Origin of the sequence: Klebsiella sp. 7-CIP_Kleb. (assembly GCF_050378655.1) — a bacterium.
In the GTDB taxonomy this organism is placed as follows: domain Bacteria; phylum Pseudomonadota; class Gammaproteobacteria; order Enterobacterales; family Enterobacteriaceae; genus Klebsiella; species Klebsiella quasipneumoniae.
In genome coordinates, this window is sequence record NZ_JBNRLJ010000002.1 from 999,234 (window position 1) to 1,011,520 (window position 12,287).

Here is a 12,287-nt window from a genome sequence, read left to right on the forward strand (position 1 = left end):
AACAATTTAATGGTTTTTTATTTGACTTACGTCTGCCAGTTAGAAAAAAAATCATTTCAAACTGCCTTGTTACATAGAAAACAGACTCTGGTTCGCTTTTGTTATACGCTACGCTTTGATTGGGGATAAAACTACCATAAGCTGCCAGTTGTGTGATCATCCTTGCAGAAATGAAACGCCGCTGTATGGCGCAAAAACCGCGGAAGTTATAGTCAGGACATGATTTTAGCGCTGTTGAATATTGTCACGCTGATTTGTTACACGTAATACAAACACACTCAAATCAACGACACGCCAACGGCAAACAACGGCTACTCACTTCGGGGAATGTGGATGTCCAATATACGACTGAGGAATGTCACCAAAAGGTTCGGCAGCACGGTGACGCTGCACCAGGTCAATCTCGATATTGAAGATGGCGAGTTTGCGGTCTTCGTCGGCCCTTCCGGCTGTGGAAAATCGACGCTGTTACGTATGATTGCCGGGCTGGAAGAGGTCAGTGACGGGGAAGTGCTGATTGGCGATGAGGTGATGAACGATGTGGTCCCCGCCCGCCGCGGCGTGGCGATGGTTTTTCAGTCCTATGCGCTCTATCCGCACATGACGGTGGCGGAGAATATGGGCTATGGGCTGAAAGTCAATAAAGTGCCGAAAGCGGAGATCCGTCGCCAGGTGGAAATGGTGGCCAAAACGCTGCAGCTCTCTCACCTGCTGGATCGTAAACCGAAGCAGCTCTCCGGCGGCCAGCGGCAGCGTGTGGCCATTGGCCGCGCTATCGTGCGTAATCCCCGGGTGTTTATGTTCGATGAGCCGCTTTCTAACCTCGATGCCGAGCTGCGCGTCGATATGCGCCTGCATATCGCCCGACTGCACCAGGAGCTGAAGACCACCATGGTGTATGTCACGCACGATCAGGTGGAGGCGATGACGCTCGCCGATAAAATCGTAGTCATGAACTACGGGAAGGTCGAACAAATGGGTTCGCCGATGGCGCTGTACTACAATCCGGTCAACAAGTTCGTCGCCGGTTTTATCGGCTCGCCAAAGATGAACTTTTTGCCGGCCACCGTCAGCGACTGGCAGGCAGAGCGCTTAACGGTCACCCTCGCCCAGGACCATCAGCTCACCCTGAACGTTGCCACCCAACCGCTGAAGCCCGGCGCCGCGGTCACGCTGGGGATCCGGCCAGAGCACCTCACGCCGGAAGTCTCCACCGGTACCGTGGTGGAGTTTCAATGTGAAGTGGTGGAGCGTCTGGGCAACAATACCTACCTGTTCGGCCAGTGCTACGGTCACGATAACGTCAAGGTTCTGCTGCCCGGCGACGTCCATTTCCGCCCGTGGCAGAAGATTAATCTGGCCTTCGATGACCGCTTCTGCATGGTGTTTGATGAGAACGATCTGCGCATCAGCGCCGATATCACGGCGCCGGACGCCCACTAAGCCAACATATTGCTGTCATCTGCGCAGCGTATGCTGCGACTGAATGCCGGAATACATCCTGCCCGGCATTCACACCCTCATTTTTATTCTGCTGCATCGGAATCATCCTTCTCTCCCGGCATCGCAGGTTATTGTGATGCCGGTTTTTTTGCCCACGCAGCGCGATTTCTCCCGCTGCGCCCGGTTTATCTTTCGCATATACTGATGACACCCGGCGAACGATAAGGATACAGGCATGAGGACCCGGCATCTGATGGCGCTGTTTACAGGAGTGCTGATACTGGCCATCATCCTGCCTATCTCGCTCAGCATCTGGCAGGCGGCGCGGCAGGCCAAAATGCAGTTCTATCGTGAGCTGGATGATTATTCCAACCGTATTGTCGTCCGCACGCTGCAGGTCGCCGATCAGGCCCGGGAAGCACTGCGGGAGGCCGACTCACACTCTGCCGCTTCCTGTAGCCCGGAGCATCTGCTCGCCCTCCGCCGGATCGCCTATACCCATCGCTACGTGCAGGAAGTGCTCTGGCTGGAAGATTCCGTACCGCAATGCTCCTCCCTGGAAGACCATAGCGTTGCGGTGACCTTCCCGCCACCGGATCACATTGCCCCCGACGGCTATCGCACCTGGCTGACCTCGATTAACGATCTTGGCCTTAATCACCAGATGACGGCCATGGCCAGCCGGCAGCATATGGTAATGATCGATCCCATCTCCTTCATTGATGTGGTGCCCGCCAGCGAGGAGAAGATCCATACCATGCTGTTTGGTTTGGACCATCTGAAAATGGTGATCAGCAGCCAGCCGCTGCCGGCGAAGGTCTGGCAACGGATTAAAGATCCGCACCTGAATATGCTGACCCTGGATAATACGGTCTACCGGATCCAGCGCATTCCCGAGCTGGGATCCGGCATTGTGACCTGGTCATCCACCCTGCCGCTACAGCAGCGTATTCGCCAGCAGCTGATCTTCTGGCTCCCTGTCGGCATCTTCACCAGCCTGCTTGCCACCTGGCTGCTGCTGCGCCTGCTGAGACACCTGCGTTCACCGCGCAACAGTATGCTGGACGCCCTCAATTCCCAGGCGATTCAGGTTCACTATCAGCCGATTATTTCATTGCAGGACGGAAAAATCGCCGGGGCCGAAGCGCTGGCGCGCTGGCAGCAACCCGACGGCACCTTTTTATCGCCGGATATCTTCATTCCCCTGGCCGAGCAAACCGGACTGATCACCCAGCTGACGGAAGATATCGTCAGGAAAATTTTTGCCGACCTGGGTCCCTGGCTGAGGCAGCGGCCGGAAGTGCATATCTCCATCAACCTGTCGGTGGATGACTTACGCTCTCCCACCCTACCCAAGCTATTACACGATCAGCTGCAGCACTGGGGGATCGCCGCGGAACAGATTATCCTTGAGATCACCGAGCGCGGGTTTGTTGACCCGGAGACCACCATGCCGGTGATCGCACACTACCGCGAGGCCGGGCACCGTATTTCGATTGACGATTTCGGTACCGGCTACTCCAGCCTGAGCTATCTGCAGAAGCTGGACGTCGACACGCTGAAAATCGATAAATCCTTTGTCGATACGCTCGAGTACCGGCCGCTGACGCCGCACATTATTGAAATGGCCAAGGCGCTCAATTTGGCCACCGTCGCCGAAGGGGTGGAAACCGTAAGCCAGCGCGACTGGCTGAGACAGCATGGCGTTCAGTACGCCCAGGGCTGGCTGTACAGCAAAGCGCTGCCAAAAGAGTCGTTTATTCTGTGGGCGGAAGAGAACCTCCATGCGCATTAAGCGGCAGGCGGCCTGCGCAGAAGGTCAGCGGGCGCGGCCTCTTCGCCGCCCTCTGCCGGAGGCTACTTCAGATAGGATTTAATCACCTGCATCACCGTCTCCAGATCCGCCTCACGCTGCGTCTCGTCTGGCTCTTTCACCACATGGTCGGTGAGATGTCCCTGGATAACCTGCAGCATCATGCCATTGACCGCGCCGCGGATCGCCGCCAGCTGCTGTAGCACCTCAGCGCACTCATGCTCGCGATTAAGCATTTTCTCTAATGCGGTACTCTGCCCCTGAATTTTCTTCAGCCGGGTCAGTAACTTCTTTTTGTCTCTCACTGTGTGTGACATTACGCGATCCACCGTTTTTTTCTGTCCGGGATTACCGACCTGCGTGGTCAGCAACGCCTGCCAGCATACCATGATCCTTTTTATTAGCCGCCTTATCTACTGGGGGGTAGTATTTTACTACTGGGGGGGAGTAGGATAAAGGCACTTTTGGCAAGGATCCCGATATGAACGATTTCACTTCCCTTCTGCAGCAGGGCAATGCCTGGCTGTTTATTCCCAGCGCAATACTGCTCGGCGCGCTGCACGGCCTCGAACCCGGGCACTCAAAAACAATGATGGCCGCCTTTATCGTGGCGGTGCGAGGAACCTTAAAACAGGCGGTACTGCTGGGGCTGGCGGCCACGGTTTCGCATACGGCGGTGGTCTGGCTGATCGCCATGGCCGGTCTGTGGTTTGGCCGCGGCTGGAACGCCCAAACCTCTGAACCCTGGTTTCAGCTGGTCTCAGGGATTGTCATTGTGCTGATTGCCTGCTGGATGCTCTGGCGCACCTGGCGCGAATCGCAGCCCCACACGCACCATGATCACCACCATGAACATGAGCACCACCACGAACATGATCATCACCACGAACATGATCACCACCATGACCATCACCATGCGTCCTCATCCGCCGCGCCGCTGGTGGCGGAGGAGTGGCAGGACGCGCATCAGCGGGCCCATGCCCAGGAGATCAACCGGCGCTTTGATGGCCGTCAGGTGACGACCGGGCAGATCGTGCTGTTTGGCCTGACCGGCGGGCTGATCCCCTGCCCGGCGTCCATTACCGTGCTGCTTATCTGTTTACAGCTGAAGAAATTCTCGCTGGGCGCCACGCTGGTGCTGGGCTTTAGCGTCGGTCTGGCGCTGACGCTGGTGGCTTCAGGGGCTATCGCCGCCCTGAGCCTTAAACATGCCGCCCGCCGCTGGCCGTGGCTTAACGACCTCTCGCGCAAGGCGCCCTGGTTTTCAGGCTTACTGATTATTGTGGTGGGGATCTACATGATGCTTCATGGCCTGAGCGGCCTGTAAGCGATGAAAGGCCCTCTCCGTGATGAAGAGGGCGATGGGTTAATTCAGGAGACTATTTCCCGGGGAGGGCTGACCGCGTTGCGGTTGACGGGCTGACTGAACCACGGCAGGCACAGCTGGATAAGCGGTCCAATCGACAGCGCGTAAATGACGGTTCCGACGCCAAACTTGCCCCCCAGCAGACAGCCAATCAGCAGCACGGAAAGCTCGATCGCCGTCCGGATACCGCGCAATGACCAGCCGGTGCGAGCGTGCAGGCCGGTCATCAGGCCATCGCGCGGACCCGGGCCAAACCCCGCGCCAATGTACATCCCGGTGGCGATAGCGTTCAGCACAATCGCCACCACCAGCAGCGCACTGCGCGCCACCAGCGATTCCAGCGGCGGCAGGACGGCCAGCGTGGCGTCCGCCGCCAGCCCCAGCACGATCACATTGCTCACCGTGCCGAGCCCCGGCATCTGCCGGATCGGGATCCATAGCAGCAGCACCGCGGCGCCGGTCAGAATAATCACGGTCCCGAAACTGATCCCCAGCTGTTTAGCCACTCCAAGATGAAAGACGTCCCACGGATCGGCGCCGAGATTAGCATGCACGAAGAGCGCCGTGGACACGCCGTAGAGCACCAGACCGATATATAACTGCAGCAGGCGACGAAGCATATTTTTTCCTCAACATCATTGCGAATGCCCTCATCATCAGCAAAAATGGACTGATAATTAATGGCCAGTTTTGGAAAAGTGGATCGCTATGTCAGCCCGACGCTTTGGAACACAGTCCCTGGTACGCCTGCTCGGCAACTGGCAGGAGTCCAGTTCACGCACACCGCTATGGCGCCAGCTGGCGGAAGCGCTCCGCCTGCTGATCCTCGATGGCCGTCTGACGCTACAGACGCGCCTGCCCGGCGAGCGCGAGCTGGCGGCGGCCCTCAACGTCAGCCGGACGACCATCGCCAGCGCCCTCGGCCAGCTGCGGGAGGAGGGATTTCTCCAAAGCCGCCAGGGGAGCGGGTCGCGCATTGTTTTGCCGGAACGCCCTGCCGACCTGCCGTCGCCCTCTGCGACTCCCTCGACGATCAATCTCTCTACCGCCGCCCTCAGCGCCGGTCCGGAGGTCCATCAGGCCTTCCAGCATGCCATGACCCTGTTGCCGCCCTATCTCGCCCAGACCGGTTACGATCAGCAGGGGCTCCCGGTGCTACGGGAAGCGATTGCCCGGCGCTACAGCGAACGTGGCCTGCCGACGCGGCCCGATGAAGTGATGGTGGTCAACGGCGCGCTCAGCGCCTTCGCGCTGATCCTGCGTCTGTTCACCGGCCCCGGTGACCGGGTGGTCATTGATGCCCCGACCTATCCAATGGCCATCAGCGCCATTCAGGGCGCCTCCTGCCGGCCCATTGGGGTCGCACTCCCACAGCAGGGGTGGGACTGCGATGGATTCGCGGCGATCATTGCGCAGACCGCGCCGCGTCTGGCATGGCTGATGCCGGATTTTCACAACCCCACCGGGCGCTGTATGGATGCCCTCACCCGCCAGCGGGTCGCGGACATCGCGGCCAGGACGCGAACAACGCTGGTGATCGATGAGACCATGGTCGACCTTTGGTATAACGCCCCGCCCCCGCCGCCGCTGGCCTGCTTTAATCCCGACGCCGCGGTGATCACCATCGGTTCGGCCGGGAAAAGTTTCTGGGGGGGACTGCGCATCGGCTGGATCCGCGCCAGCACGCGAACAATCGCCTCGCTTATTCAGGCCCGCGACTCTCTGGACTTGGGTACGCCGCTGCTGGAGCAGCTGGCCTGCAGCTGGCTGCTGGCAAACGCCGCCACGCTGCTGCCGCCGCGACGGGAGATGCTGAAGGCGCGCCGGGACATGTGCGAAGAGCTGATGAAAGAGTATTTTCCCCGCTGGCGCTTTACGCCACCGGAAGGCGGGCTCTCTTTTTGGGTGGAACTCCCTGACATGCTAGCCACTTTGTTCTCTGCGCGTGCGGAAAGCCAGGGGATCCATATCGGCACCGGCACGCGGTTTGGTCTGGAGGGCGCGTTCGATCGCTATTTACGTCTGCCGTTTACGCTGCCGGATGAAGCATTGCGCCAGGCCTTCTCCACGCTACAACCATTGTGGCACAGCCTTGCAGAACAGCGGGAAAGTGCGCGTTTGCGGAAAATAATATAAGAAAATATCGACGGGCTGGCTTCAGCCCGTCAAAAGTCCGTCATCCATGAGGTATATGAGATGTTTTTATAAAATTGCCTGGGTATCCTGCCATCTGGTTATGGCAACCCGGTGACGGAAATAAGGCAATTTCATTAATGCTGGCGCGGAATAGGAAACCCTTTCAAGGAAATAATAAAGCCATCTTCATCTTTTTTAATTTTAGCGCCGGTGTCACACCAGTCGGAGGCAATGCGAAAGAACTCATCACTACCGATATTCCAGTTCAGGCGAACGTGTTTCACGTATCCTGAGCGCAACATATCGCAGGCTTCGCTGTAGTTGCTGGCTGTAGAGAATTGTTGTTTCATTTTTTCTTCTTCAGAAGTTTTCTTAATGCTTTGATTTCTTTAGGGGTTAATGGCGTCGCTTCCTCTTCGGTATGCTGGCTGTCAATGTCCTCTTCCGTCACCCCCGCCTCATCTGCTGACGCCTCCAGCTGAAAAGCCAGCTGCAGCAGCTTTTCCGTTGCCGTACCCAGGTTCTCGTTATTCACTTCCGCATAATGACGCAACTTCTCTTTTAACTCAGCGTCAATTTTTACATTCAAAACCACTGTGGTCATAGCTACGCTTCCCGTGCAATAAAATCATCATAATTAATACACGAAGTTAACATGCTGATCCAGAGATATATTTTATAGCATGGATCTGGCAACAAATTCCCACCAATAAGATGCGCTTTATTTATGACACGCAAATGACATTAATATTTCAGTAGCATTTCAGATTTATGACAAGTAAATATTATGGAATAAGTAGAGGGTGTTTTAGCAACTAAAAATAATATGTGATCTGTATTAGGAATAAATTCTGGCCAGCAGAGAAGACCGCACAAATACAAGGGGAAAATTACGAAGGCCGAAATGGGTGGGGGCCCTGCCAGCTACATCCCGGCACACACGTCGTCTGCTCTGGCTGCTTCCTTCCGGACCTGACCTGGTAAACAGAGTAGCGTTGCGGGAGAACCAACAGAGCCCCCATTGAGAGCGTTGTTACCCAACGCGCTGGCGCATTATCCCTGCTGACCTGGTGAATTGCAAGCACGCCCCGACTGCCTGCTGGTTTATTGCGCAATAATGCGAATAAAACCAGTCACTCACGCTCAACCTGTGAGATTGCGAGCGCGCACTCAGCACACAGTCGGGATATCCACCATACTTAGCCATCTTGCGTCCCCTTTTATCATCAGCACCTTGTCTCGACGGTAATCGAATGACTGACTCATCACCACAGACCATCACTCTGCCTTTACCCGCCATTGAAGGGATGACCATCGCCTTTCAGGGGGTGAATTATCTGCGCCCTGAAAAAATGCTCGACTTCGTGACCATCAGTCAGGCGCCGGTGCGGGCGGTCACGCCGCTGGCGCTGCTCTATTCCACCGTCGGCGTCCTGCGCCAGGTGGAACTGCGCAAGCTACCGGTCTACATCAGCGGTCGGGTGGTATACCCCATATCGTCGCTGACCATGCCGGGCCTGCGCGCGAAGCTGATCATCAACGCGACCTCGCAGCGGTTAAAATTCCTTGAGAGCCTCATCGCCAGTTCACCTTCCGACAATGTCCATGGCATGCAGATCCTCGGCCTCGCTCTGACGTTCACCGTCGAACAGCCCGCCTGATCGGGCAGGCTGTACAGCCTGAAGATCAGCGCTTATGCTGGCGTTTTTCGGGTAACAGGACTGAATATGGATCCGCACGATACATTTCCCCAACGTGTCTGGCACATTGTGGCGTCGATACCGGAAGGGTATGTCACGACCTATGGCGATGTCGCCAGGCTGGCTGGTTCGCCGCGCGCGGCGCGCCAGGTGGGCGGTGTGCTGAAGCGTCTGCCGGAAGGGTCCACTCTGCCCTGGCATCGGGTAGTCAATCGCCATGGCGATATCTCCCTCACCGGCCCCGATCTGCAGCGGCAGCGTCAGGCGCTGCTGGCCGAAGGGGTGCAGGTCTCCGGCGGCGGCCATATCGATCTCCAGCGCTATCGCTGGGTTTACTGAAGACCAAAAAAAAGCCCCCATTCGGGGGCTTAGCGAGCTTACTGTGCGACAGGCACGGCGGTCTGCTGAACCGGAACCAGCGTCAGGTCGGCATGGGTGCCCCCCTGGTTGATCACCGTCTGCACGGTATCGGTAATGAACATCAGCTGGCCGTTAACCGTAATCGCTGCGCTCAACAGAATGCGGGCGTTCGGTTGAATATCTGCCGGGTTGTAAGGCAGTGCAAAGTTGAATGGCGCCTGCTTGCCTTCGGTACGCACCGCTTTTTGCGACAATACGCGGGCTGGCGCATCGGCCAGAGAAGCATCCGACAGGGTCACCGTCAGCACCGCATCCGGCGGCAAAGCGATTCTCTGGCGGATATTAATCGTCCCCGTGACGCTCGGCTGCTGCTGCGCCACGCTCAGCGTCGCAATACCGTAAGGGTCGGGTGCAGCCGCCTGCGTCGAAGAATTGTTCGAGTGGTGATTAGCACAGGCGGTCAGCGTCGCGGCGACGGCTAAGGCACTAAACATATAGGCAAATTTCATGATGTTCTCCTTATCATCCCTTAATACCCAGGAGGATGTTCCGCCGCTTCGCCGGCAGGAACTTTCGTGTCGTCAATAAGTGTGGCACAGATCGCAGATTTCTTCCTGTTGATCGGTTGTTATTCAGATTATTACACCCATCGGACCACTTGCGATTCCAGGTTATACTTTGCCACATTACGCGCGCGGCGCCGCCATTGTTAACTGAGGAAAAGTATGAGTCAGGCACTCTCTAACCTGCTGGCATTATTAGATTTGGAAAAAATTGAGGAAGGGTTGTTCCGTGGACAGAGCGAAGACCTGGGATTGCGCCAGGTTTTTGGCGGCCAGGTGGTGGGCCAGGCGCTGTATGCAGCAAAAGAGACCGTGCCCGTTGAACGTCTGGTGCATTCGTTTCACAGCTACTTTCTGCGCCCCGGCGACAGTCAAAAACCGATCGTCTACGATGTGGAGGTGCTGCGCGACGGCAACAGCTTTAGCGCCCGCCGGGTCGCCGCCATCCAGAACGGGAAGCCGATCTTCTATATGACCGCCTCCTTCCAGGCGCCAGAGCACGGCTATGAACATCAGAAAGCGATGCCGGCCGCCCCCTCCCCTGATGGGCTGCCTTCGGAAACCGACATTGCCCGCAAGCTGGCGCATCTCCTGCCGCCGCAGGTGAAAGACAAATTCCTCTGCGATAAGCCGCTGGAGATCCGCCCGGTGGAGTTTCATAACCCGATGAAAGGCCATATCGCCGAGCCGGTGCGTCAGGTGTGGCTGCGCGCCAACGGCGCCGTTCCCGACGATCTGCGCATTCATCAGTATCTGCTGGGCTATGCCTCGGACTTTAACTTCCTGCCGGTGGCGCTGCAGCCGCACGGCGTTGGTTTCCTTGAGCCCGGCATGCAGGTCGCCACTATCGATCACTCGATGTGGTTCCATCGGCCGTTTAATATCAATGAGTGGCTGCTGTACAGCGTCGAAAGCACCTCGGCCTCCAGCGCCCGCGGCTTCGTCCGCGGCGAGTTCTACACCCAGGATGGCACGCTGGTTGCCTCAACGGTGCAGGAAGGGGTGATGCGCAACCGCAACGCATAAAAAAAGCCTCCCCTACGGGAGGCTTTTTGCTACATGGAGAAGGGTTTTCTGTCAGGCGTTGTAAGCGTTTTCGCCATGGCTGTTGACGTCCAGCCCTTCGCGCTCCTGCTCTTCCGGCACGCGCAGCCCTACGGTCATATCCGCTACTTTGTAGCCGATAAAAGCGACGACGCCGGACCAGACCACGGTAATGCCGATACTTTCCAGTTGCACCAGCAGCTGATGGCCCATGGTGACGCCTTCCGCATAACCGACGCCGCCCAGAGAAGTCGCCGCGAAGATACCGGTCAGAATACAGCCGACGATGCCGCAGACGCCGTGAACGCCGAAGACGTCGCAAGGGTCATCCACACGCAGCCAGCGTTTCAGCGCAGTCACGCCCCAGATACCCGCCAGGCCAGAGGCGATACCGACGATCAGCGCGCCGCCGACACCGATATAACCACACGCCGGCGTAACGCCAACCAGACCGGCAATTGCCCCGGAGCAGGCGCCCAGCAGTGAAGGTTTGCCGCGCAGAGCCCATTCGCCAAAGGTCCACGCCAGGATAGCAGCGGCGGTCGCCACGACGGTGTTAACGAACGCCAGGGCCGCGATTTCATTCGCTGCGCTGGCAGACCCGGCGTTGAAACCGAACCAACCCACGTAGAGGATAGCGGTGCCGGTGAACACCATCGGCAGGTTATGCGGTTTGAACGCTTCTTTGCCGAAGCCCACGCGTTTGCCCATCATATACGCGCCCACCAGCCCGGCGACCGCGGCGTTGATGTGCACAACGGTGCCGCCGGCGAAATCCAGCGCGCCATGCGTCGCCAGCAGACCGCCGCCCCAGACCATATGCGCAATCGGCACGTAGGAGAGCGTCATCCACACCACCACGAAAATCAGCACGGCGGAGAAACGGATACGTTCAGCCAGCGCCCCGACGATCAGCCCGACGGTGATGCAGGCGAACGAGCCCTGGAAGGCGACGTGGATATACTGATAGAAGGTGCCCATCAGCGCTTTCAGTTCAATATTTTTCAGCATCACCCAGTCAAAGCTGCCGAAGAAGCTGCCGCCGGTGCCGAAGGCCAGGGTATAGCCATAAATGACCCACAGTACGCAGACCAGGCCAAAGGTGACAATCACCTGCGTCAGCATGGAAAGAACGTTCTTACCGCGGATCAGGCCGCCGTAAAACAGCGCAATCCCCGGGATAGTCATAAACAGAACCAGCGCGGTGCAAATCATCATAAACGCGTTATCGGCTTTGTCCGCCACCGCAGGCGCGGCCATCGCCAGCCCCGGAAGAAGGGCTAATGCCCCCAGACCCGATTTCATTGTTGCCATTTTCATTGTTTCGTTCCCCATCACTGTGTGGTCTGGAAATTACAGTGCCGCTTCGTCAGCTTCGCCGGTACGGATGCGAATGACGCGCTGCAATTCAGCGACAAAAATTTTGCCGTCGCCAATTTTTCCGGTGTAAGCCGCTTTGCTGATGACATCGATAACTTCATCCAGCTGATCGTCGGCGATCGCCACATCAATCTTCACTTTTGGCAGAAAGTTGACGCTATACTCGGCGCCGCGGTAGAGCTCCGCATGTCCTTTCTGACGGCCAAATCCTTTGACTTCAGTGACCGTCAGGCCCTGAATGCCGATGGAAGACAAGGCTTCACGCACGTCTTCCAGTTTGAATGGTTTGATTACCACGGTAACCAGCTTCATAAGTCCCCTCCAGTCAGTATTCGGTAATGGCCGCAGCTAACACGATGGATATAAAGCAAGGGCTATGCCAGAAATGAAAAAAGGCCGCTGAGCGGCCCTTTGATGGCAAAAAACAGGCGAGAGGTCAGGCATTAGCCGGCGTAAAGGAATTTAACGGGCAAAAATGCACC

Annotated in this window: 14 protein-coding genes and 1 other RNA gene; 7 read left to right on the forward strand and 8 right to left on the reverse strand. The window is 57.3% G+C overall.

The annotated features are described in order from the left end of the window. The first annotated feature begins 333 nt into the window (after positions 1 to 333). Positions 334 to 1,443, forward strand: a complete 1,110-nt coding sequence (locus ACQUTI_RS12400; RefSeq protein WP_043521496.1) for an ABC transporter ATP-binding protein — start codon at positions 334 to 336, stop codon at positions 1,441 to 1,443. Positions 1,444 to 1,678: 235 nt separating this feature from the next. After that, entirely contained in the window at positions 1,679 to 3,238 is a 1,560-nt protein-coding gene (locus ACQUTI_RS12405; RefSeq protein WP_004204766.1) for an EAL domain-containing protein, read from the forward strand. Positions 3,239 to 3,300: 62 nt separating this feature from the next. Here the strand turns inward: ACQUTI_RS12405 and ACQUTI_RS12410 are convergent, their stop codons facing one another. Continuing rightward, on the reverse strand, positions 3,301 to 3,573 hold the full coding sequence (locus tag ACQUTI_RS12410) for a metal-sensing transcriptional repressor (RefSeq protein ID WP_004204767.1): 273 nt from the start codon (positions 3,571 to 3,573) through the stop codon (positions 3,301 to 3,303). 164 nt (positions 3,574 to 3,737) lie between these two features. On the opposite strand from ACQUTI_RS12410, the gene ACQUTI_RS12415 reads away from it, so the two are divergent. Further along, complete coding sequence (locus ACQUTI_RS12415) at positions 3,738 to 4,583, forward strand: nickel/cobalt efflux protein RcnA (RefSeq protein ID WP_109938155.1); 846 nt, start codon at positions 3,738 to 3,740, stop codon at positions 4,581 to 4,583. 44 nt (positions 4,584 to 4,627) lie between these two features. On the opposite strand, the gene ACQUTI_RS12420 is transcribed toward ACQUTI_RS12415, so the two are convergent. Next, a complete protein-coding gene (locus ACQUTI_RS12420; RefSeq protein ID WP_017898903.1) occupies positions 4,628 to 5,242 on the reverse strand; it encodes a YczE/YyaS/YitT family protein in 615 nt (204 codons plus the stop codon). An 88-nt stretch (positions 5,243 to 5,330) separates the two neighbouring features. On the opposite strand from ACQUTI_RS12420, the gene ACQUTI_RS12425 reads away from it, so the two are divergent. After that, positions 5,331 to 6,758: a PLP-dependent aminotransferase family protein gene (locus ACQUTI_RS12425; protein ID WP_114507937.1), complete on the forward strand. Its 1,428-nt coding sequence runs from the start codon at positions 5,331 to 5,333 to the stop codon at positions 6,756 to 6,758. 134 nt (positions 6,759 to 6,892) lie between these two features. Here ACQUTI_RS12425 and ACQUTI_RS12430 read toward each other — a convergent pair whose 3' ends face one another. The 3 genes from ACQUTI_RS12430 to ffs form a co-directional block, all read right to left on the reverse strand. Further along, on the reverse strand, positions 6,893 to 7,108 hold the full coding sequence (locus ACQUTI_RS12430) for a hypothetical protein (protein ID WP_004142688.1): 216 nt from the start codon (positions 7,106 to 7,108) through the stop codon (positions 6,893 to 6,895). Continuing rightward, entirely contained in the window at positions 7,105 to 7,362 is a 258-nt protein-coding gene (locus tag ACQUTI_RS12435; protein WP_004204776.1) for a hypothetical protein, read from the reverse strand. Before ACQUTI_RS12435 ends, ACQUTI_RS12430 begins: the two co-directional genes overlap by 4 nt. Before the next feature lie 311 nt (positions 7,363 to 7,673). Continuing rightward, positions 7,674 to 7,770: signal recognition particle sRNA small type (ffs, locus tag ACQUTI_RS12440), an RNA gene on the reverse strand. A 241-nt stretch (positions 7,771 to 8,011) separates the two neighbouring features. Between ffs and ACQUTI_RS12445 the strand changes: the two genes are divergently transcribed. Both ACQUTI_RS12445 and ACQUTI_RS12450 read left to right on the forward strand, forming a co-directional pair. Beyond that, positions 8,012 to 8,419, forward strand: coding sequence for a hypothetical protein (locus ACQUTI_RS12445; RefSeq protein ID WP_017898905.1), 408 nt, complete (start codon positions 8,012 to 8,014; stop codon positions 8,417 to 8,419). Positions 8,420 to 8,485: 66 nt separating this feature from the next. Then, on the forward strand, positions 8,486 to 8,797 hold the full coding sequence (locus ACQUTI_RS12450; RefSeq protein ID WP_004204778.1) for an MGMT family protein: 312 nt from the start codon (positions 8,486 to 8,488) through the stop codon (positions 8,795 to 8,797). 38 nt (positions 8,798 to 8,835) lie between these two features. On the opposite strand, the gene ACQUTI_RS12455 is transcribed toward ACQUTI_RS12450, so the two are convergent. Next, positions 8,836 to 9,327 (reverse strand): YbaY family lipoprotein, encoded by a 492-nt coding sequence (locus ACQUTI_RS12455; RefSeq protein ID WP_002891903.1) that lies wholly within the window; start codon positions 9,325 to 9,327, stop codon positions 8,836 to 8,838. Positions 9,328 to 9,543: 216 nt separating this feature from the next. On the opposite strand from ACQUTI_RS12455, the gene tesB reads away from it, so the two are divergent. After that, complete coding sequence (gene tesB, locus ACQUTI_RS12460) at positions 9,544 to 10,407, forward strand: acyl-CoA thioesterase II (protein ID WP_004204779.1); 864 nt, start codon at positions 9,544 to 9,546, stop codon at positions 10,405 to 10,407. A gap of 51 nt (positions 10,408 to 10,458) precedes the next feature. Here tesB and amtB read toward each other — a convergent pair whose 3' ends face one another. Both amtB and glnK read right to left on the reverse strand, forming a co-directional pair. Next, entirely contained in the window at positions 10,459 to 11,745 is a 1,287-nt protein-coding gene (gene amtB / locus ACQUTI_RS12465) for an ammonium transporter AmtB (RefSeq protein WP_004204781.1), read from the reverse strand. Between the two features lie 33 nt (positions 11,746 to 11,778). Further along, positions 11,779 to 12,117 (reverse strand): P-II family nitrogen regulator, encoded by a 339-nt coding sequence (gene glnK, locus ACQUTI_RS12470; protein WP_002891893.1) that lies wholly within the window; start codon positions 12,115 to 12,117, stop codon positions 11,779 to 11,781. Positions 12,118 to 12,287 lie beyond the last annotated feature (170 nt).

Coding starts and splice junctions, on each gene's coding strand:
- ACQUTI_RS12455 (WP_002891903.1), bottom strand. CDS start 9,327: ATGAAATTTGCCTATATGTTTAGTGCCTTAGCCGTCGCCGCGACGCTG.
- ACQUTI_RS12415 (WP_109938155.1), top strand. CDS start 3,738: ATGAACGATTTCACTTCCCTTCTGCAGCAGGGCAATGCCTGGCTGTTT.
- amtB (WP_004204781.1), bottom strand. CDS start 11,745: ATGAAAATGGCAACAATGAAATCGGGTCTGGGGGCATTAGCCCTTCTT.
- tesB (WP_004204779.1), top strand. CDS start 9,544: ATGAGTCAGGCACTCTCTAACCTGCTGGCATTATTAGATTTGGAAAAA.
- ACQUTI_RS12435 (WP_004204776.1), bottom strand. CDS start 7,362: ATGACCACAGTGGTTTTGAATGTAAAAATTGACGCTGAGTTAAAAGAG.
- ACQUTI_RS12430 (WP_004142688.1), bottom strand. CDS start 7,108: ATGAAACAACAATTCTCTACAGCCAGCAACTACAGCGAAGCCTGCGAT.
- ACQUTI_RS12425 (WP_114507937.1), top strand. CDS start 5,331: ATGTCAGCCCGACGCTTTGGAACACAGTCCCTGGTACGCCTGCTCGGC.
- glnK (WP_002891893.1), bottom strand. CDS start 12,117: ATGAAGCTGGTTACCGTGGTAATCAAACCATTCAAACTGGAAGACGTG.
- ACQUTI_RS12400 (WP_043521496.1), top strand. CDS start 334: ATGTCCAATATACGACTGAGGAATGTCACCAAAAGGTTCGGCAGCACG.
- ACQUTI_RS12420 (WP_017898903.1), bottom strand. CDS start 5,242: ATGCTTCGTCGCCTGCTGCAGTTATATATCGGTCTGGTGCTCTACGGC.
- ACQUTI_RS12445 (WP_017898905.1), top strand. CDS start 8,012: ATGACTGACTCATCACCACAGACCATCACTCTGCCTTTACCCGCCATT.
- ACQUTI_RS12405 (WP_004204766.1), top strand. CDS start 1,679: ATGAGGACCCGGCATCTGATGGCGCTGTTTACAGGAGTGCTGATACTG.
- ACQUTI_RS12450 (WP_004204778.1), top strand. CDS start 8,486: ATGGATCCGCACGATACATTTCCCCAACGTGTCTGGCACATTGTGGCG.
- ACQUTI_RS12410 (WP_004204767.1), bottom strand. CDS start 3,573: ATGTCACACACAGTGAGAGACAAAAAGAAGTTACTGACCCGGCTGAAG.